This is a genomic window from Rhizobium sp. SYY.PMSO (genome assembly GCF_046840415.1).
Taxonomy (GTDB): Bacteria; Pseudomonadota; Alphaproteobacteria; order Rhizobiales; family Rhizobiaceae; genus Rhizobium.
The window spans coordinates 1228147-1248202 of record NZ_CP177350.1 but is presented as its reverse complement, the minus strand read 5'-3'; the positions used below and the strand labels follow the sequence as shown (position 1 = coordinate 1248202).

Annotated in this window: 14 protein-coding genes and 1 pseudogene; 5 read left to right on the top strand and 10 right to left on the bottom strand. The window is 59.9% G+C overall.

The genetic code is table 11. The features are described 5' to 3' along the window. Positions 1–1085: 1085 nt before the first annotated feature. Positions 1086–1397, bottom strand: a pseudogene (locus ACJJVH_RS24035) (hypothetical protein); the annotation flags it as partial. Between the two features lie 423 nt (positions 1398–1820). Here ACJJVH_RS24035 and ACJJVH_RS24030 point away from each other — a divergent pair. The 3 genes from ACJJVH_RS24030 to ACJJVH_RS24020 all read left to right on the top strand — a co-directional run bounded on the left by ACJJVH_RS24030 (position 1821) and on the right by ACJJVH_RS24020 (position 5121). After that, positions 1821–3131, top strand: a complete 1311-nt coding sequence (locus ACJJVH_RS24030; protein WP_412065349.1) for an MFS transporter — start codon at positions 1821–1823, stop codon at positions 3129–3131. 287 nt (positions 3132–3418) lie between these two features. Next, complete coding sequence (locus ACJJVH_RS24025; protein ID WP_412065348.1) at positions 3419–4126, top strand: FadR/GntR family transcriptional regulator; 708 nt, start codon at positions 3419–3421, stop codon at positions 4124–4126. Between the two features lie 53 nt (positions 4127–4179). After that, positions 4180–5121, top strand: a complete 942-nt coding sequence (locus ACJJVH_RS24020; RefSeq protein WP_412065347.1) for a dihydrodipicolinate synthase family protein — start codon at positions 4180–4182, stop codon at positions 5119–5121. 200 nt (positions 5122–5321) lie between these two features. On the opposite strand, the gene ACJJVH_RS24015 is transcribed toward ACJJVH_RS24020, so the two are convergent. The 3 genes from ACJJVH_RS24015 to ACJJVH_RS24005 form a co-directional block, all read right to left on the bottom strand. Continuing rightward, complete coding sequence (locus ACJJVH_RS24015; protein WP_112802063.1) at positions 5322–5573, bottom strand: DUF982 domain-containing protein; 252 nt, start codon at positions 5571–5573, stop codon at positions 5322–5324. Positions 5574–5651: 78 nt separating this feature from the next. Further along, entirely contained in the window at positions 5652–5900 is a 249-nt protein-coding gene (locus tag ACJJVH_RS24010; protein ID WP_113372099.1) for a DUF982 domain-containing protein, read from the bottom strand. Positions 5901–6108: 208 nt separating this feature from the next. Further along, positions 6109–6378, bottom strand: a complete 270-nt coding sequence (locus ACJJVH_RS24005) for a hypothetical protein (protein ID WP_112802059.1) — start codon at positions 6376–6378, stop codon at positions 6109–6111. Between the two features lie 194 nt (positions 6379–6572). On the opposite strand from ACJJVH_RS24005, the gene ACJJVH_RS24000 reads away from it, so the two are divergent. After that, the gene (locus tag ACJJVH_RS24000; RefSeq protein WP_412065346.1) at positions 6573–6971 is read left to right on the top strand and encodes a DUF982 domain-containing protein; all 399 of its coding nucleotides are present in this window, start codon (positions 6573–6575) and stop codon (positions 6969–6971) included. Between the two features lie 119 nt (positions 6972–7090). On the opposite strand, the gene ACJJVH_RS23995 is transcribed toward ACJJVH_RS24000, so the two are convergent. The 6 genes from ACJJVH_RS23995 to ACJJVH_RS23970 form a co-directional block, all read right to left on the bottom strand. Then, entirely contained in the window at positions 7091–9520 is a 2430-nt protein-coding gene (locus ACJJVH_RS23995; protein WP_412065345.1) for a cellulose synthase, read from the bottom strand. Continuing rightward, complete coding sequence (locus ACJJVH_RS23990; RefSeq protein WP_112802056.1) at positions 9511–10560, bottom strand: glycosyl hydrolase family 8; 1050 nt, start codon at positions 10558–10560, stop codon at positions 9511–9513. Before ACJJVH_RS23990 ends, ACJJVH_RS23995 begins: the two co-directional genes overlap by 10 nt. Further along, positions 10557–12989, bottom strand: coding sequence for a cellulose biosynthesis cyclic di-GMP-binding regulatory protein BcsB (locus ACJJVH_RS23985; RefSeq protein ID WP_412065344.1), 2433 nt, complete (start codon positions 12987–12989; stop codon positions 10557–10559). The genes ACJJVH_RS23990 and ACJJVH_RS23985 overlap by 4 nt, the downstream gene beginning before the upstream one ends. Next, complete coding sequence (gene bcsA, locus ACJJVH_RS23980; protein WP_113360253.1) at positions 12989–15178, bottom strand: UDP-forming cellulose synthase catalytic subunit; 2190 nt, start codon at positions 15176–15178, stop codon at positions 12989–12991. The genes ACJJVH_RS23985 and bcsA overlap by 1 nt, the downstream gene beginning before the upstream one ends. A 58-nt stretch (positions 15179–15236) precedes the next feature. Beyond that, positions 15237–16223 (bottom strand): cellulose biosynthesis protein BcsN, encoded by a 987-nt coding sequence (bcsN, locus tag ACJJVH_RS23975; protein WP_113393540.1) that lies wholly within the window; start codon positions 16221–16223, stop codon positions 15237–15239. A gap of 242 nt (positions 16224–16465) precedes the next feature. After that, entirely contained in the window at positions 16466–17365 is a 900-nt protein-coding gene (locus ACJJVH_RS23970; protein ID WP_412065343.1) for an alpha/beta hydrolase, read from the bottom strand. Between the two features lie 294 nt (positions 17366–17659). On the opposite strand from ACJJVH_RS23970, the gene ACJJVH_RS23965 reads away from it, so the two are divergent. Continuing rightward, on the top strand, positions 17660–19843 hold the full coding sequence (locus ACJJVH_RS23965; RefSeq protein ID WP_412065342.1) for a TonB-dependent siderophore receptor: 2184 nt from the start codon (positions 17660–17662) through the stop codon (positions 19841–19843). Positions 19844–20056: the final 213 nt, after the last annotated feature.

The window sequence follows — 20056 nt, the reverse complement described above, 5'->3', positions numbered from 1 at the left end:
AAGGTGACGCCCGTACCGGCGCCGGCCAGCCGGTCAAGTGCCGGATCCGATTGAACGATAACCGACGAGGGGCTGTCGGCGTCGATCTTGAGGGTCGGCCAATCAGCTGACATCAGCGACTTGAGAAGTGTCGCCATTTGCTCCGACGTTTCGACTTTTCCATTTTCGACACCCAGCAGGTCGTTCACGTAAGTACGATTGAATGTGTAGGTCTTGGGCGCGGCGCCGTTGATGGAGAAGTCGAAGCTGATGGTGATCCCGTCTGCGTCGTTGCCGTCCTTGTAATCCTGAAACGGCGTAAAATTCAGCGTCAGCTTCGATCCGCGCAAACCGTAATCCGAGGCATTACCAAGGCCGCCAGACCCGACATTGCTGGTAAAGTTGCTGACTTGCACATACGAGCCGTTCAGTCCGGTCGAGCGGTCCTGCAGAGTATAGATGCCGATTCTATTGATGATGGGTTGATTGTTGCTGTCGCGATATGTCGTCGCAGCGGCGCCGGTATTGGCCTGCGCAAGCGCGTAGCTCAACACCTGCTGATATTGCGTGTAGCTCGATATCACGCCGTTCCAGGAAACGTTGACGGCATCGACGGTCGATCGGTCGATTGCGACCGTCGTTGTCTTTCCCGCGCTGTAGGGCGGCGTAATGCCGTCGGCCGGGTTGTCTGCGTCCACGGTCACGTCGAAACTGATCTGGTCCGACACGTCATCGAAGGTAAGAGGCCCTGAAAATGTGAAATCGAAGCTGGCTTTCGCGCCGGTGCTCTGGTTGTAGGGCCACCAACCCGTCTCAACGGCGGAGCCGTTCTGCCAGCTTGCCCAATAGCGGATGCCGCCGATCGATCCCGCGTCACGCCCGTCTTTCTGGAGAATGCCGCCACCGGTGCTGTTGAACAGCGAGGTCTCGGACAAGTGCATGCCTGCCGTGTTGACGGCGACATTGCCGTTGGCGTCTCTGACGAATGAAGAGGCGACCGTATCGCTGTTCGCGCTGACGTCATAAATGTCGGGGACGTCGGTAACGAGCCAGTTTTGTCCATTGAAGGAACTGGAATATGCGATCCCAAGAACCTGCTGTTTGTACTGATCCAGCTCTTGCTGAATTTTGTCCTTGTCGGCGCTGGTTTCAGTCGCGGTAACAAGCTTTTCCTTGAATTTGGCGAGGATGTCATGCACCGCGTCAAGGCCGTCATAGGCCGTGTCGACCTTGGCCTGTCCAAGCCCGATCGCATCGGAGACGGCGGAAACGGCCGACCTGTCGGATCGCATCGTCGTGGCGATGGACCAATAGGCCGCATTGTCGGCGGATTTTTGAATTCTCAGACCCGAGCTGACCTGTTGCTGGGTTTGCTCGAGTCCCGAGTTTACGGTGCGAAGCGTTTGAAGAGCAGCCATCGCCGATGTGTTGGTCAAAATGCTGGTCATGGTGAACCCTGAGAGAAGCAAAGTCGGATATGCCCACGCCAATTCCAGCAAGGATTTGGCGGGCAACGAAATGAACTTGAAAGGAAATTAAGCGGTGTCACCGGAATCGATGGTCGCCATCATGACGAAACCGCTGGAAGAAACGTTAACAGTTCTGCAACCGAAATGGCAAATGAAAAGTTAACAAAATGCAATTATTGTTTGCATATCGCTGCGGCAGAAAGCAATTATAAGAATATGCCGGACCGTGCGGCCGGCTATGTGTGCGGACGACAACGCGCGTCTGAACAGCCCTGATTTCCGCATCGCACGCTTTCCATCGCCGTCTGCATTGATAAACGCTGAGTTGCGCTATCTACGTCAATCAGGATCGTCTTTCAGGGAGGAAGAGGCGTGGTCGATGAAAAGCAGCTTATATCCAAGATCACCTGGAGGCTTATGCCTTTTCTGGGAATCCTTTACCTGATCGCTTATATCGATCGCCAGAACGTCAGTTACGCGAAGCTCGAGATGGTCGGCGATCTGGGCATGAGCGAGTATGCTTATGGTCTCGGCGCTTCGCTGTTCTTTATCGGCTATTTCATCTTCGAGGTGCCGAGCAATCTGCTCCTCGACCGATTCGGCGCCAGCAAATGGTTCGCGCGCATCCTGATATCGTGGGGAGCGGTCACGGTCGCGCTGGCTTATACGCAGAATGCGACCATGTTCTATATTCTTCGCTTCCTGCTCGGGGCATGCGAAGCCGGCTTTTTTCCCGGTGTTCTCTATCTTCTGACACTTTGGTATCCATCCGCCTATCGCGGCACGATGGTCGGGCTCTTCATGATTTTCAGCGCTTTCGCCAACGCGATCGGCGCCCCGCTTGGCGGCACGCTGCTGGATTTGAATGGGCTTTATGGCATCGCCGGCTGGCAATGGGTTTTTCTCGTCACCGGCATACCGGCCATACTTGCCGGCTTCGTCACGCTGTTTTACCTGCCCGATCTGCCGACCAAGGCTACCTTTCTCGACGATACGGAGAAGGGCTGGCTAAGGGATCGGCTTGCGGCTGAAAATTCGGACATGGAGAAAAGCGCCGCCGACGGTTTTCGCGCATTGATCAATCCGCGCGTGCTGCTGATGGCGCTTTGCTATATCGGCTTTCCGCTTGCGGCCTATGGGCTCAGCTACTGGCTGCCGACGATCGTGCAGAATTTCGGTGTCAGCAACACCACGAACGGCTTCCTGAATATCATTCCATGGCTGCTCGTCGCCATAGCCCTTTACGCGGTGCCGGCGGCTGCGGACAAGGCGGAGTCCAAGACGCCCTATATCGTCATCCCCGCGCTGGTCGGCGCCGTAAGTCTGGTGCTGTCCGCGGTCATTCCCGGCCATACGCTACAATTTGCCTTCCTCTGCATCGCTGCTGCCGGCATCTTTGCGGGCCAGCCGGTCTTCTGGAGCCTGCCGTCGCGCTTCCTGCAGGGAGCCGGCGCTGCCGCGGGGCTTGCGGCAATCAACTCCGTCGGAAACCTTGGCGGCTTTATCGCTCAAAACGTCGTTCCCTGGATCAAGGATTCGACCGGAAGCACCATCGCACCGATGTTCTTCCTTGCCGCCTGCCTGCTGGTAGCGGTGCTTCTGGTTCTCGTGATCGGACGCATGGTGCCTCGCACGCCGCGACGGGAGGATTTTGGCAATCCGGGTTCAGCACGCGTCGAATGAGCGAAAATCCGGTCGCAGGATACTTCCTCTGAGAAAGAAGGGGCGGGCAAAGGTCCGCCCTGTCGCGATAGAGCTTCGCGTTACTCTCCTGTCGGGGTCATGGATGCGGCACGGCAAGGGCCGCAGGTCGGAAACCGCGCCGCATCGCGTGGCGCGCGAGAGGATCAGGTCCTCGACGGCATATCACATAATAACTGGATTTGACAGATTTTTACAGATCCGTTATATCCCCTGCTGCACCACGAAATGCGCTTGACGGTCGGTCGTCACATTCGGGAACGGCAACGATGAACTTCCCTGCAGCCAACGACTCCGGTACCCGCTTCGGCGACATTATCTATGAGAGGATTGTCGCCATGATCGCGGATGGAAAGTTTCCGGTAAACGAACGGCTGCCCGCGGAAGCCAAGCTTGCGGAGATATTCGGCGCGTCGCGGCCTGTGGTTCGCGACGCTCTGGAGCGACTGCGCGCGGATGGCTTGATCGTCTCGCGCAAGGGATCCGGTTCCTATGTGCGACAAAAGCCTGATTCCTCGATCCTGCAGATGGTTCCGGTCGGTTCGCTGGCCGACGTTCAGCGTTTCTTCGAATTTCGCGCCGGACTTGAAGCCGAGGCAGCCGAGCTTGCAGCACGCAATTGGCAGCCGGCCGACCAGGATCGGATTATGACGGCACTCCAGACGCTCGAACAATGTCTCCGCGAAGGTCGGCTTGGCGCTGAGGAAGATCGCGAATTGCACGATGCAATTGCCGTTGCGACGGGCAATCAGTTTCATATCACGACACGCGACCTGTTCAGTCCGCATTTCGCCATCGGCCATTCCGTGACCCGCAGCCTCAGTCTCAAGCGGACGCCCGAGCAGATCCGCAGCGTTCAGGACGAGCATGCGGTCATCGTGCAGGCGATCTTTGCGCGTCAAGAAATCGAAGCACACGACGCCATGAAACGACACATATTGAATGCGCGTGCCCGCATGTTCCAGGGTGTTGGGTGAGATTCAGTGTCCTCGCTATGTTTCGACAAGCGAATGAGAGTAAGGGGATAAGGATGAGCATTGAGACCATGCGGCAGGCACTGGCTGGTGTATCCGGCGTGCCGATAACGGCTTATGATGGAAATGGCGAAGTGGAGCCGCGCGTGACCGCTCAAGTCTACCGGCGGGTGGCCGCCGCCGGCATTCACAATATCGTTGCGGCAGGCAATACCGGTGAGTTCTATGCGCTCACTCCCGAGGAAATTCGCCAGGTCCATGAAGTTGCCATAACAGGCGTCGATGGCAAGGCGCCGGTAACGGCGGCAATCGGCCGTTCTCTGCGCGAGGCAATTCGCATGGCCCGTGATGCCGCCTCGATGGGGGCGTCGGCCGTGATGTCGCACCAGCCGGTAGACCCTTTCGCGGCACCCGCATCGCAGATCGACTATTTCCGTGATCTGGCGGAAGCCTCGCCTCTGCCGCTCGTCGCCTATGTCCGTGCCGAGGGCTTCAGCGTCGACGACATGGTTCGTCTGGCCGGCCATGGCAACATTGCCGGCATCAAGTTTGCGACAACCGATCTGATGCTGTTTTCACGGGCGATCGCTGCTTCCGATCCGAATGGTGCATTGTTCGTCTGTGGTTTGGCCGAAAGCTGGGCTCCGACGTTTGCCGCAGCCGGCGGACGGGGCTTCACTTCCGGTCTCGTCAACGTGGCGCCGAAACTGTCGCTGGCCGTCCATGCCGCCTTGGCAGGAGCCGACTTTGCCGCCGCCCGCGGCATCGTCAATAGGCTGGAACCGTTCGAGCGCATGCGCACCAAGTTCCGCAACGGTGCAAACGTCACCGTCGTCAAGGAAGCGGTCACCTATTCCGGCCTGAATGTCGGTCCCGTGCGTGTTCCGGGGCTGCCGCGACTTGATGAAAAGGACCGCGAGGAGCTGTTTGCGCTGCTTCGAAACTGGCAGGAGGCGGGCGATGCCTTTTCGGATCGCACGGTCGGGGCCACGGCGTGACGCTGACGCGCCTCTTGTCTCGACCATGCCATGCGATGCTCCCTGCGGAGGCACCGGTCTCCGCAGAGGTACGTCGGATGAAATGAACATATTGCAGTTGGAGAGCGGCAGCCCGCTCAAGACCAGCCCTTATGAGGAACTGTTAGGCGGCTGAAGGCGGAAATTCGCTGCCAAGCCCAGCCGGCGCGGCCGGCGTCGCGTCACTCGTCAAAGATATAGATGTCGCCTTCCTTCAGCGCGGCAATGAATGCCTCCTTGGCTTCCTCCGCGTCGATCTTTCCGTTGTGGGCTGCCAGCAGCGCTTTCATCCCAGCCTTATAGGCTTGGCCGTCCTCAAGCGTCGGCCACTCGTTGAGCATGTATTCGGTCGCGCGTTCCGCATTCGATATCACCAGTCGATCGCCCGTCTTTCGTGTCTCGACGATGACGGGCTTACTCCACCATTGGGCCATGAGCGTTCTCCTTCCCACCGTCAACGTGCCGCTGATTGGAATGTTCCTGGGAGCGGGCCTTTGGCGGAAGCGATATGCTCACGACAACAAAGGAACTCCGGCTTCGACCGCCGCCGCTATAAAGGCCACGCGCGCCTCTTCAGGCGCCCGTTCGCCGTTCTGGACGTCGATGCAAATGAGAAGTGCGGAGAGGAAGCAATCCCCTTCATCCGAAGGCCAATCGTCAAGAAGCGTCTTCCAGGCTTCCGCGGGCGATCCTACGGTCCTGGTTTCTCCAGTCTGATTCTGGACAACGCAGACTGGAGAAAAGTTAGGCACGTCGTTCATGGTCGAAAATCTCCGGCACGAGAGAGGCCATTGTGGACCTTTTTGCGACGCGCATGCATTTAACTTTTTTAATTCGGACGAGGACCTTGGAGGCCACGATCGATCATCGCCCGCGTTCCTGCGATATCGCCCGCTATACGGTGTGCAGGTCTTCATAAGCCGTCGTAAGGGGAAGCGAGACGGGCAAGGCCTCCGGCGCATCGGGAGGTCACGACGGCGTGTCAGTCCAATCATAAGCGTTCGACCAATCTTCGCCATCGCTGAGCACTCCGGCGGGCGGCAGGTCCCCAACGATCAAGGTCGTGTAGAGTTCAGTCGGATAGACCCGGGTTCCGATCTGGTAGATCTGAAACCACCCGCCTGCCGCTTCGATTTTCACGGCTTGCCCAACTGCGAACGGAGGCGATTGACTGTCAGTCTCTACGATGTGAAACGGTTGCTCTGAGATCTTTTTCGCGAAGCCGATAACGTGACGCATGGAAAATACTCCTCATCGTGTGGGTGATATCCAAACGTCCGCTTCGGCCCGGTTGTTCCGAATTGTTCGCGCTCGGCGCGCCCCTGGCCGGCCCATTGGCCGATCGGCTGATGGGTTGCATGTCGCCACGATCGCCGGAGTGGCGTGATTTGCCCGAAAAGCCACGCTGCTGAGCCTTCGCAGCCCCGGCGGACGTGAAGCCGTCCTGCTTCCCGGGGGGTAAGCCTGGCGCAAGCGGATGGGATCATCAATTCGATGAATTCTGGCGGGGGCTGCGGGAAATGCGGAATGATCTTTGGTCAAGGACCGTTACGATACAAATTTCAGGTCACAAGAAAGCACAGCTCAACAATGTTCGGGAGGCGGCCGAATTTCTGCTTGAGAGATGGCCCGGACCGAAAGACGATTTCTACAAGCAAGCCGTCATCCAGTGCACGCATGCGATAAAAGGAGAAACGGAGGCCGATGCGGCGCTGCTTCATTTCCTGGTCGCCGCCAAACAGTCAAAGACGCGAATTGAGCTGTCGGAAGACTGGTCGCATCCCGATGAGTTCGTGTCGAGTCTCTGGAGAGAATGCGAAAGCATTCTCTGAGCGATACAAAGGCCGCCAAGCCCGGGGATTATCGAAGTCGAGCGCCATATACCGGTCGCGGAAATAGCCGACGCCACCTTCGGTATTCGGGAAGATCGTTTGCGCGACTGCCTTTAGTCTCAATAGTCTCCCGGCTGCGGATGGGTGGCCAGCATGAGGTCCCGCAAGCCGCGGCTGCCGTCGCGATTGCCAGTTGCGGCAACGGCGGTGAAGATGCGCTCGGCATCGTCGTACATTTTGAGATTAAGGTAGCAGTATCCGCGCAACACCATGAGGTCGACGCGCTCCTGCTGCAGCTGTGCGCGCTGGTCGAGATAGAGCAGCGTTTCCTGATAGCGCTTGCTGGAAAACGCCGAGAGTGCGCGATCGGCCAATATGGCCACCTGCAGCTCAGCCGCGCGCTGATGGTTCATCGGCGCCTTCGTCGCGGCAACGGCAGCGTTGTTGGCAAGGCCGGCGCGCAGATAGGCGAGGCTTTGACCGTAGGCGGCCTCTTCGCGCGACTTGGGATCGCTATTGTTCAAAGCGACGCCAAAGGCTTCCACCGCTTCCATCGGCCGATTGAGGTTCATCAGGCACCAGCCACGCGCCAGGGCATTGCCCGGCGTCAGCAGCTCTGCATTGGCAGTGGTGGTACAGCCGGCCGGTTGCCGAGCCGAGCGGGTCGTCGTCCGGATCCGGGTTTCTGGCTCGGCATATTGCGGCGAAGGAGCACGGCGACCGGGCGCGACCGGCTGTGCGGCGATCTGTGCGTTGCCGTAGGGTTGCGCCACCGGAGGCTGCGGCGCGGCTTGGGAAGCCACGGGCGGCGCGGTCTCAAGCGTCCCCGGCTGCACCATCTGCGGTTCCGTTTGAGGCATCAGCTGGGGCGTTGACTGTGCAGCCTGATTGGGGGAGGGCAGCGGCGCGGAAACGGGTGTGCGCGGCGTCCGCTCGCCAAGGGCGGCGATGCGCGGGGAGCGGCCGGCCCAGAGCCGCTGGACCTCGGCGACGCCCTGACGATCGTTCAGCTGATTGCGCGTAATGGCCAGCCCGTAGGCGGAAGGCTCGTCATCAGGCTTCCAGCGCAGAGCCGTTTCGAACCACCGGGCTGCCGCCAGCGGCTGGTTCATCGAACGGGCAAACCATCCGAACTGCTGCGCCGTTGGCACGTATTTCTGCTTTACCACCTCGGCGGCGATGCGGGCGAGAACGTCCTCGCTCAGATTGGCGGGCGGTTGCAGGGCCATCAGATTGGCCGTCGCCGCGAGATAGGTCGCCATCGCATCTTTCGATTCGTCGCGCCATTTGTACATGGCGTCTTCGGCCTCCTGCGGCTTGTGGTTTGCAATCAGCACCAGGGCCAGACCCTGCGAGATCGTTGCGGAATCTTCCTTGTCATGTGCGGCTTTGAACCATTGCCCGGCATCGCCATAGTTGCCGCGGCGCAGATAGTACCAGCCGAGAAGCGAATCATCGGAGGCGAGACCCTGGCTGCGCGCGGCACGTTCGACCTGCGAGAGATAATCCGGCGAAACCGTCAGTTTCGGATCGTCATTGCCCTGGGCCACGAAGCGGCGGGCAAGATCGGTCCTGATGCTGTCGAACTCCCGCCCGCCGTTGCCATCCGGCTTTTCGAGAGCAAGAAGATCCTGCATCGGCTGATAGGGCAGAAGGGCGGAGGCTTTCTGGATGGTTGCAAGCCTTTCCTGCGGGTTGGTGCAGGTCTTCAGAATATATTTGTAGGCATCCTGGCCGCGTGCCGCGCGATCCGTACGGATGAAGGCTTCCGCCACCCGCCACAGGATGTCGATATCGCTGCAGGTAAGCAGGCTCGGCGTCTTGGCGCCGATCTCGATAACCGTCGCATATTGTTTGAGATCGGAGGCGTTGATGAGGCGGGTGCGCGCCTCCGCGATGTCGAGACGCTCCAGAAGATCCGCGGGTGCCTGCCAGCCGGCTTCGGCTGCTTGCCGGTCTGCAATTGCCTTGCGGACCTCGGCATAGTGGCCTTCCGAATAAAGCTGCCACATGGCCTCGAGCTGCTTGTCGCTGTTTTGCGGGATGGCCAGCGGGTCGGCAGGCGGCGTCCAGTTTGGATAGAGCGTCTGTAGCCGGGAAATCTCAGCCTGAAGCCGCGCTTTGTCGCCTCGGCTGGCGAAATAGCGCAATGCGCTTTCATCCACCTTGGGCTGATTGTTGGCGGCTTGCGCCGGTGCGGGCTGCTGCGATGGCGATTGTGCGCTCGGCTGCGCCTGGGTCTGTTGCGGCGCGGCCTGCGCTAAGGAATCGGATGCGTCGGGACCTGAGGATGGCGTGTCGGGCGGATCGGAGAGGACTGCCGATGGCGCGGTTGCCTGTATGTGATCGGCAAGCGCCTGCAGATCGATCGGCTGACCCAAGCCATTACCCTGCGTGGTATCGGAGGCGAGCGTGATCTGTGGATCGAGGCGTCTGGATTTTGCCAGCTTGATCTTGTCTTCCGGCGATTCGTGATCCTTGGTCGCGAGCGTAAACCCCGCCACGGCGACGGCCACAAAAGCCATTATCAAGGTGGACTTTATAAACACTCCGGATGTTTCTCCGTGACGAAAGCCAGGCTCAACAGCTGCAACGTGGCCGGATAGTAAAGCGATGGTGCGAACTGCCGAACCGAAGCGGATAGTTTCGTTCCGCTCACCACACACGCCACAACATCGTTAACAATTCTATAACCGGGGTCGGAAAGCAGGTCTTTCGGCTTGCCTGTGACCAGGTCTATCGTTGCCGGCTCGTCCCCCTCGACGGTCATGCCTCGCTGCAGGCGTGCGAGCAGAGTCTTGTCGCCGATGTCGGCGCGCGCCAGATAAAGCGGGATTCTGACGGCATTATAGCCGAACTCCGCGTCGAACCCATCGGCGGGCGCCGGCTTGGCCTTGAGGCTGACCCAATCGGCCGGAAGTCTGCGCGGCCCGAACTGAGCCGAACGCAGCAGGGCAAGTCCGTCGTCGCTCAGTTTCTGCCAGCGATCGGATGGGGCAAGCAGCGCCATGACGGGGATTGCCTCGAAGATCCAATAGGACGGATTGACGACAGGGCCGTCCTTGCGACCCGGCGAGTTGTAGCCATCGACGCCGGGCATGAGCAGCGTTCGGCCGCCGGCATCGATGACCACATGCAACAGGATCGCCTTCGCCATGTGTGCGGCGGCCTGCAAGTAATCCTTTTTGCTCCAGGCCGATCCTGCCAGCGCCAGCGCGTAGGCAATCAAGAGATCGCCATCCGACGCATTATTCGTATCCGTGACATGCGGCGTGACGGCCGGGTCCCATTTCCAGACGGCAAGCCCGTCGTCGCGCAACAAAAGCTCGGTGCGGGTGAAGTACCAGATCTGCTCGAAATCGGCCTGGTTGTTGGCGAGATAGGCGAGCAGCAGACCGTAACCTTGCCCCTCGCTATGGCTGATGCCGCTGTTGCCGTTGTCGATGATGCGGCCGTTCGCATCGAGGAATTTCGCCTTATAGGCCGTCCATGCCTGGGGATCGAGTGCCGTGCGCTGAGCGATGGCCGGCTGGGCCACCATCAGCGCGGTGGCGCTGCAGATCGCAAGAATGGAGCGTAGGAGCCTCATTCGCGCCTGCCGATCTTGGAGAGAACGCTCGCGGTGCTGACGCCGAGCAGGAAAGAGCCGGCGACGAACAGGAGCGCATAGGACAATATGTTGCTGGAAAGCCAGTTCGCGGCAATCAGGCGATAATTGGTCAGCGACCAGGGCTGCGACACGACGAAGGCGAAGCGAGTGACCGGGACGGTATCGATCTTGCCGGTCTTGCCGGAATAGACCGTGATCCGGCCGCTGATCTGCTGCCAGGTGCTTTGCTCCGTCATGGCCTCGACGCCTGAGCGCAGGTCTCCGGAGCTCGGCGCCGTCACGACGGTCCAGGTTGCGTCATTGGTGGGGTTGGCTTCCTGTGCGATCAGGAAAGTGTTGGCGTTCGACGGCGTGAACACCTGCTCGGAGCTGGGTATGAAGCGCAGCGAACTCAACGTGATATCGAAATTGCGATGCATCCATTGCTGGAACCGCTCCATCTGTCCCTGCAGCAATCCGCCGCTGATGCGGGAGCGCCAATCGGCAATCGTCACCGAGGCTTCCGGCGCGCCTCCCTGACCCGGAGCGGGCGGGCGCCAGGCAACCTGGCTCGATGCCGTGATGTTCATCTGCGTCAGGATGGTCGACGGCAGTTGCGACACGGAGCCTATGAACAACGCGTTGCGGGTGCCGACGGTACTCGGCGAGGCGGTCGGCTCCAAAGTGATGGGGCGGCCGGCGACAAGTGCCATTTGACCGAGTAGGGTCGCGGTCGCGGACAAGGTATCGGCATCTGCGCGATCGATGAAAAGAGCGGTCGGATCGGTTTCCCGATTATAGGGATAGCCGGTCCCGGCAAAGGCGGCGAGGTTGGGGCGCTGCGCGACCCTGGCAAAATCCGGAACGCGGAACCGGCTGGTATCGAACAACGCGAAGCGAGGCGTCGTGCTGGATGTCGCAGCGGGCGCGCAGGCGGAATCCTCATCCGTCATCAGCATGGCCTCGAGCGCGATCGTATTCAGCCCCGGCTTGAAATGACGCATGGTGATGCGGATGGGCAATTGCCGGAAAATGCCGCCGCCGGTCCCCGTGATCGGTTTCGTCGTGGCGATGCTGCCGTTGACATAGACGTCGATGTGGCTCCCCGGCCGTACATCCTTGGCGTAGGCCGCGTCGAGCAGGATGGTGGCTTCGCCATAGGCGTTCGCATAAAAGTCGGACGGGATCGCCACGTTGAAACTGGTGCGGAAACGCCGCCCGGAGAATTCCGTGGTCCTTACGCCCAGCTGTTCGAAGGAAAGGCTGGTGCCGGAATAGATCAGCGGCGCATCCGGCGCGCTCCAGCGTTGTGTCACCAGCAGATCGCGCCGCGTATTGGGATCGCGGTCGGTCGGGGACACGACCATGTCGATCGCAGAGGAGATCGCCTGCCAGGAGGGGCCGCTGACGAGCAGCAACTGCTGGCCGTTGTGAGGATCGGTCGCAAAAGTCGCCAGCGCCCCGCTTTGAGCCGAGGCGGGAACGGCAAATACGGGCTGCAGCTCTGCAGGCGTGCCGACGACAACGGTCATTTTGCCCGGGCCAGGGGGCGGCAGCGAGTCCGTGCCGAACGAAAAGGTCTCGTTCGGCATTCCGCTGAGCAGCGCCAGCCCTTGCGCAAGGCGCAGGATCGGCTTGGTCGTTCCGGGCTGCGCCAATGCAGGCACGACCAGATTGAATTGGGTTTTGCCGGCATCGTTGACGCCGATTGCGCGGATCGCGTCCGTGGTCGACAGTTTTTCCGCATCGCGGCCTGCAAAGCTCAGATAGGTTCTTGCAGGATCGATATCCGACCAGAGTTCGTAGGTCGAGGGGATGTCGCAATCGACACGATGACGTTGCGTTGCCTCGAAGGTGAGCAGGTTTGCGCCCGGCTGCAGAAGCCCTCGCGGGATGTCAAAGCTGATATCGGACTCGTTGTCGGAAGAGCCGATCTGCTGCTGGTGCACCACGCGATCGTTGAGGAGAACCGTGAGCTGCGATGCTTCGGGAGCGACGAGGACCGCGTTCTGATAGGCAAAGTTGAACTTCGCCGGCGCGGCTGCCTGCTCAGGTGTCAGATAGATGGACCAGGACTTGCGGTCGGCTTCGCCCTCAAGCCGCAATTTTGCAAAGGGAACGACATAACGGCGCAATCCGGACGCGGCCGTCTGCGTCTTTTGTGCCGCTTGTGCAGGCTCTTGGGCCGGGGTAGCGGGCACGCTGGTTTGCGGGGTGACTGTTTGCGGCGTCATGGGCGGCGGTTTCGTCGCCAAAGGCGATGTCGTCTGGGGAACGACAGGCTGCGTCGTCGTCTGCGGTGCGATGATCTGCGGCACGATGGGCGGCTCGCCTTTCGGCCGTTCGCCCGACATGTCGAAAGGCGTCGTCTGCGCCTGCGCGGCAGCGGCGGCAAGGAGAAAAATCAGAGCAGGAAGGATGCGGTTCATCAGCTTCTCGCCTTCGCGTCCTGCCGCTGCTGGGCGCGTTCCGAGCCGACACCCCTGAAAAGATAGATCAGGCCGCGGCTGGTCTGATAAAGCGACAGGCTCAGGAACCAGATGGTGCCGCGGATGATGCCGGGGTTGCGGCGTCGCGCCTGCTGGAACTTCGTCCATTGATCGGAATTGGCAAAGACGAGATCGGCAATCAGTCGATGGTCGGCAGCGCCCTTTGGGATGTATTGGCAGCCGATGGCAGTGATGTCTCCCATCTGCTCGATATTGCGGACGACGACCGACAGCGTCACCATCTCGGCGCCGCTATAGGGCTGGAAGCGTATGGTGGCTTCCCGGCCGATCTTGATCGCCTCCATATCCTTGTTGAAGACATTCAACCTGGCGCCGTGGACGGAAACATCCTCGATGGACGCCGAATTCCAGCGGCCGTCGATCCCGAACTCGCTGCGCCGATCGACCCTGACGCGCCGTGAGGAGGCACGCTCCCCGCGTTCCGAGACGACGCCGAGCGCGCAGCCGGAAAGGATGAGGTTGATGATGTTCCAGCCGCCGACGACGAGCGTAACATCGGCTTTATACGGCTCCGCATAGACGCGGTATATGGTGACTGCCAGCGCGATGATCTGAACGGCGAAGATGACGAAAAACGGACGGCTGATTTCCGAAAGCCGGCTGACGGCGATCGACTCGTCCTTGGCCGTGACCTTGAAGGTCGGCTTGCGGGGATTGAGCATGACGGAAACCACGGCGGGCAATAGATGGACCGTCTGCACGTATTCATAGAGCTCGGAAACCCAGGGCCAGCGGAACGAGCCATAAAGGTAGTTCTGCATCATCAGGTTCACGAGCATGTAGGCAAGCGTATAGGCAAGGAACTCGCTGCCAGAGGCCGTAAAGATCTCAAGATCGAAGAACAGATAGAAGAGCGGCGCGAACAGGAATATGACGCGCGGAAACGGAAACAGCCAGAACAGTGTCGAAGACATGTAGCAAAGGCGCTGCGGCAGCGTGAGGCCACGTTTCAGAAGAGGGAAGCGGAAGCGCAGGATCTGCATCATGCCCTGCGCCCAGCGGCTGCGCTGGCCGATGAAGCTGGCGAAGGTCGCCGGTTGCAGGCCGGCAATCAGCGGCTTGTCGACATAGATGCTGTTCCAGCCGGCTCCGTGAAGCGCCAGCGCGGTTTCGCAGTCTTCAGTGATGCTGATGCCGCTGAAGCCGTTTTGCGATTCCAGTGCCCTGCGGCTGAGGACGGCGGCAGACCCGCAGAAGAAGGCGGCGTTCCACTTGTCCAGGCCGCGCTGAATGATGCCGTAGAACATCTCGTTCTCGCTCGGCATGTTATCGAAGGTGCGCAGGTTGCGCTCCAGCGGATCCGGATTGATGAAGAAATGCGGCGTCTGCACGAGAAAAAGCTTCGGGTCGTCCTCGAAATAACCGACGGTTTCGCGCAGGAAATCGCGCGCGGGTGCATGGTCGGCGTCGAAGACCGCGATCAGTTCGCCGCTCGAATGCTCCAGTCCATTGTTGAGATTGCCCGCCTTGGCATGCTCATTGCGCTCGCGCGTCAGGTACTCGACCTCAAGCTCAGCGCAGAGATGCTTGAGCTCATTGTGCCGCGCGATGGCGGCCTGCGATTCCAGAACCTTGGTCGAATTGCGCTTCTGCGCGGTGCCGCCGTCGTCGAGCAGCCAGACCTTGAGCTTGTGAGCCGGATAGTCCATCGCCTTGGCGGAGGCGAGCGTGTTGGCAAGCAGGTTGGTATCTTCGTTATAGGACGGCACGAAGACGTCGACCGTCGGGAAATGCTTCGTCTCGGACGTGCGGGTGGTGCGCGAGGGCAGAGGGGTGGCGACGATGAAAAGGCTGAGCATCAGCATCGCCACGTTGTACATTTCGGCGAGATAGAGCAGCAGCCCGGGTATGAAGTTTTCCGGCTGGTTGACCGGCGGCAGCGTGTACGATGTGCGCCAGTAGACGTAGCGCAGCACGATGGCAGTGCCAAAGGCAAGGGCGACCAATCGCCAGGTGCCTTGCCGCTTGAGGATTTTGATGATCGCCATCATTGTGACGACCACCGTGCTGGCAATCAGCTGGGTTTGAAGGTTGACCGGCAGCGTGATCAGTACGATACCGCACAGCGCTATCACGGCCCATATCAAGATGCTGCGTGCTGTGTGCATCGATGTCCCTTCAAAGGTATTGCCAGCGCGCCATCCTGGCGCACCGAAGCGGTCCCGCTTAGCGGCACGCTCCGAATATGGCAGCTTCTCCGTTACAGTCAGGTAAAGGCACGATGATATTGCTGGCTGTCTTCGCAAGTGGCGGCTGCGCCGCCATGGAGGTGCCTCCGCCTGCACCATTCGTCTGGGACGACTCGTTCGGTCCATCCGGCAAAGGGACGCGTGGCCCGATCATGGGCGGCAAGGCAGGCTGGACCTGTGGCTGCGGCTGGACGACGGCCGGTCTGCGGACGACGACTGGCCGGGTTACGACCGGGCGGTTCTGGTATCCGATATCGATTGGCGCCGTGCGATAAGGCGCCATATCGGGATAGATCATTTCGCCCGGCTTTCCGAGTACGGCATTGGCGCTGCGCGGCCCGCCGAACGGGTTCAATGCGGCGCCGGCAAAGTGACCGGCGATCGTATAGCCATAGACGGTGCCCAGCAACTGTCGCTCCGTCGCGCGGGCATCGCAGAGCCGGATGCGGACCTGAACCATGCCGAAATTGCGTTGCTCCTGAGACGGGGCGAAGCCGGCTTTCACCTGTTGCCAGGCATAGAGGCAGGTATCGCCTGTCCTGCTCTGGCCGGAGGCGTAGCCGAACGGGCCGTAGCTGTTCTGAACGAGAATTGCCGAGCGGGCGAGCCGCACGCCAGGAATGGCCGACGCCATTTCGCGAGCGATCACGCGCTCGTTGATCGTATCGAACGGCCTGCTGCCAAGTCCGGGATTCGAGCCGGTTATGCCAAGAAACTGCACCTTGAGAAAATTCTGGCCGGGAACCGAAGACGAGGTGAAGAGCGAGATCGTCTGTTCCACGTCCTTGGCGTGCCTGCGCTCGACGATATTGACGATCGCCGGTCCGCCGGGAGGCGGAAACGCCAGCGCCTTGTCGCTGGAGACGGTTTCCACGCCGATCGACTGATGGACCTGGCCGGTTGTCGTGCAACCGGTTGCCAGGCAGGCCAGGCTAATCAGCGCTATCGTTCTTTTAGAGTGCATCTTTTGGGATCGCGACAATCGTGTGTGGTCACATTTATCGGCAAATTGCGCGCCGGTTCCGGGAATCAAGTCATTGTATTCGATGTGCCGAATAAAGGTGATTATGGTTAACCAACGGTTAATTTGCTGCCGGCGACGGGCCGGAAGAGGGGAGGAATCCACGTTAAACGCCGTCTTTCGCAGCGATGGCGCGAAAGACGGAGCGCGTGCGGCGCCTCCATCTGCAAGCCTATGAGTTTAAGTTATTTTGATCCGCGGAATGCGATTTGCACGGCCCTGTTCAAGGCGACCGGAAGGACCGACATATGGTTCTCTCCGGGGTATTCCTCAAAGGTGACGGAATCTGCCGACGAGGCCAGCTTTGCCCATCTCTGCGCCATCTCGCGCGCGAGTTCCACCGTGCGCGTCTCCTTTGCGCGTTCCTGTCGCTTCTGCTCATCGGGCGTGCCCTTGTGGAAGGGCGCAAGTGTCTCGCCTTCATATTGTCCGGCGGAAAGATGCAGTTCGATATCGAGGGGACCCGGATGCCTGCTCAGGAATTCGCTCTCCGTCGAAAGAATGCAAGCCTCTTCCCAGTAGATTGCGGGGCTTGCCGAAATCCAGCGGTTGAAGGCCGTTGGTCTTGTGAACAGCGCGTGGAGCGCGAGAAGGCCGCCGAACGAGTGGCCGAAGAATGTCTGGCGCGACCGGTCGACCGGGATCTGCTGCTCGATCCAGGGTTTCAGCTCATCCTCGATCAGCGCCAGGAACTGTTCGGCGCCGCCTGTCCTGACATCCGGCGTGTCGGGATAGAACGGGGGATAGACCCGCCCGGGCGGCGGGCTGAGATCCCAGGAGCGGCGAAGCGGGTCATACGGCTCGTTCGTCGGATAGCCGATGGCGACGATCACGCCTTCGCCGACATTGGTCCCGCCCGGATAGCTCGCCTGCACCTTCAGCGCATCGACGGCCGTCGCGAAACAGGCGTTTCCATCCGTCAGATACAGGATCGGCCACCCCTCCGGCGGAGCGTCCTTGCTGGGGCGATAAAGGAAAATTCTGTGCGGCTGATCGGCATTTTCAAATTTGAGATCGGCAAACGTGCAGCCGGCAAGCGTAACTGGAGCCGATGCGGCTGATGCTTTGGACGATGTCGGGGACATGGCTTCTCCGGCTGATCGAAAATGGGGCACTCGATTAAGAATGCCGTCATTTGAAAGATGATTAAATTACTCATATTATTGGAATCGCGATCTGGCAAGCTGGCCGGGCTGTTGTGGAAATGTAATTTAAGGTTGCAATCCCGCGCTGCGTTGCGCGACCGGTTTGGCTATCTGCAACATATGTTCGAAATCCGTAAAAAAGATGACTATTATACTCATGTATTCTTGACGCCGCCTGCACCTGCGAACTAACTTGCGCCGTCTTTGTCAGGAACGGGTAGGTGAAAAGCGATTATGAATCAGGGGTCGTACAGTAATATCAACGGTTTGGTGGGGGCCAGATTCCGTCTTGCGAGCGGCGCGACCGCGCTTGCCACAATGTTTGCATTGGGCGGAAATGCCCTCGCGCAGGATTCAGCCGGCAACAGTGGCGATGCCACCCAACTGGCGCCGATCATCGTCAGCGGGCAATCGAGCGGTGAAAGCGACAATACGACCGTAACGGCCAAAAAGAGCCAGGGCGCCACCAAGATCGATACGCCTCTGGTTGAAACGCCGCGTTCCGTTTCGGTCGTGACGAAGAAAGAACTGGAGGAGCGTGGCGCGCAGGATATCACCGAAGCCGTGCGCTACTCCGCCGGTGTCCAGACCGGCGCGTATGGCTTCGATCCGCGCTTCGACCAGATTATTATCCGCGGCAACGACATCACGACCGACGGCGACTATCGGGACGGATTGCGGCAGCCCTACATGAACTACGGGATGTTCCGCACCGATCCCTACGCGCTTGAACGGGTCGAGGTTATCAAGGGGCCGGTTTCCGTGCTCTATGGCGCCGGTTCGCCGGGCGGCATCGTCAACAAGGTGTCGAAGCTGCCGACGGAAGAAACGATCAGGGAAGTCGGTGTTGTCTATGGGACGTCTGACCGGGCCCAGACGATGTTCGATTTCGGCGGCCCCGTCACCAAGGACGATGATAGCCTGTTGTACCGGATCGTCGGTCTGGCACGAAAGGGCGACACCAATTTTCATATCGCCGACGACCGCTATTTCATCCAGCCATCCTTCACCTGGAAGCCTGATGACGCCACGAAATTCACGGTCTACGGTTCGGCGCAATCGAGCGAAAACGATGCCAATGTCGGCGCCCTGATCGGCCCCGACGGCAACGTGCTCGATCTGCGCGACAGCGATCCGGACTACGACTATCAGAAGACGCGGCAGCAGCAGATCGGCTATCAGTTCGAGCACGAGTTCGATGGCGGCTTCACCTTCCGCCAGAACCTTCGCTTCTCGCATCTGGATCTGAAGGCGCGCTATCTCAGTACCATCGACTGGACCGATACGATCGCGCATCGCAATGCGACTTCGATCCGGGACGCGATGAATGTCTTCCAGGTCGACAATCAGCTGGAATCGAAATTCGACACAGGTCCCGCGGCCCATACCATGCTGGTCGGTCTGGATTATACTCATGTCAACGATTCCTTCGGGCTGGGCATGGATGCGACGACCAGCCCCGCCTACGACTTCGATATTTCCCATCCGACCTACGGCGTTTCCGGGCCGACGCCGGATTATAATCTCAGCACGGTCAGCGCCAGCCTGCAGCAGATCGGTGCCTATGCCCTCGACCAGATCGAACTCGATAAATGGCGCTTTACGGTTGGCGGACGGCAGACATGGGTCAAGCAGTCAACGGATACGACGGACGTATCGTCCGGAACGACCACGGACGATAATCTCAGCAAGCACGCATTTTCGGTCCAGACCGGTGCTCTCTATCTCTTCGACAACGGTATTGCACCGTTCACCAGCTACTCGACCTCCTTCAATCCGGTCACGCAGCGATCCGCATCCGGCAGCATCCTCGATCCGACGAAAGGTGAACAATACGAGCTCGGCGTAAAGTATCAGCCACCCGGCACCGATATTCTGCTGTCGGCGGTAGCCTATCACCTCGTCGAGAAGAACAAGCCCGTTCTGGTCGATCCCCTGACCGCGATCTACGCTTCGCTCGGGGAGGTGACGAACAAGGGTATCGAGCTGGAAGCCAGGGCGACCGTCACCGATGGCTGGGACGTGATCGCATCCTATTCCTATAATCATTCCGAAATCACGCGCGGCGACGATGCGGGCAACGCCCCTGCCGTGACGCCGCAGCACATCGCCAGCCTGTGGTCGAACTATACCTTCCAGGAGGATTCGGCGGCAAACGGACTGACGGTCGGAGCCGGCATCCGCTACACGGGCGAAAACTATACCAGCACGGCCAATACCGACAAGAATGGCGGAAGCTTCTACATGGACGCGGCGCTTTCCTACGATTTCGGCGCAATCGACCAGAAATACAAAGGTCTGACGGCGTCTGTGGATGTCCGCAACATCGCCAACCGCCGTCTGACGGTCTGCAATGAAGGCTATTGCTACCTCGGACAGGGCCGCAACATCACGGCATCCTTGAAGTACCGCTGGTAAATCTATTGCAGGCGCTGTGTTTTTTCCACGGCGTCTGCCGTTCCCGAGGCGGCCTGCAGAGCGGTGAACTCTGCTTCCTTTTTCCCGATCCGGCTTTATGCCGGATCGGGCGCAATCGCTCGCCAATTAAGAACCGCCAGGGAAGTTTCAGGAAAAGTGCGCAGCGGCTTTCCGTCCGGGATCGCGTAAAAACAAAGCGATAGAGCGGAGCTT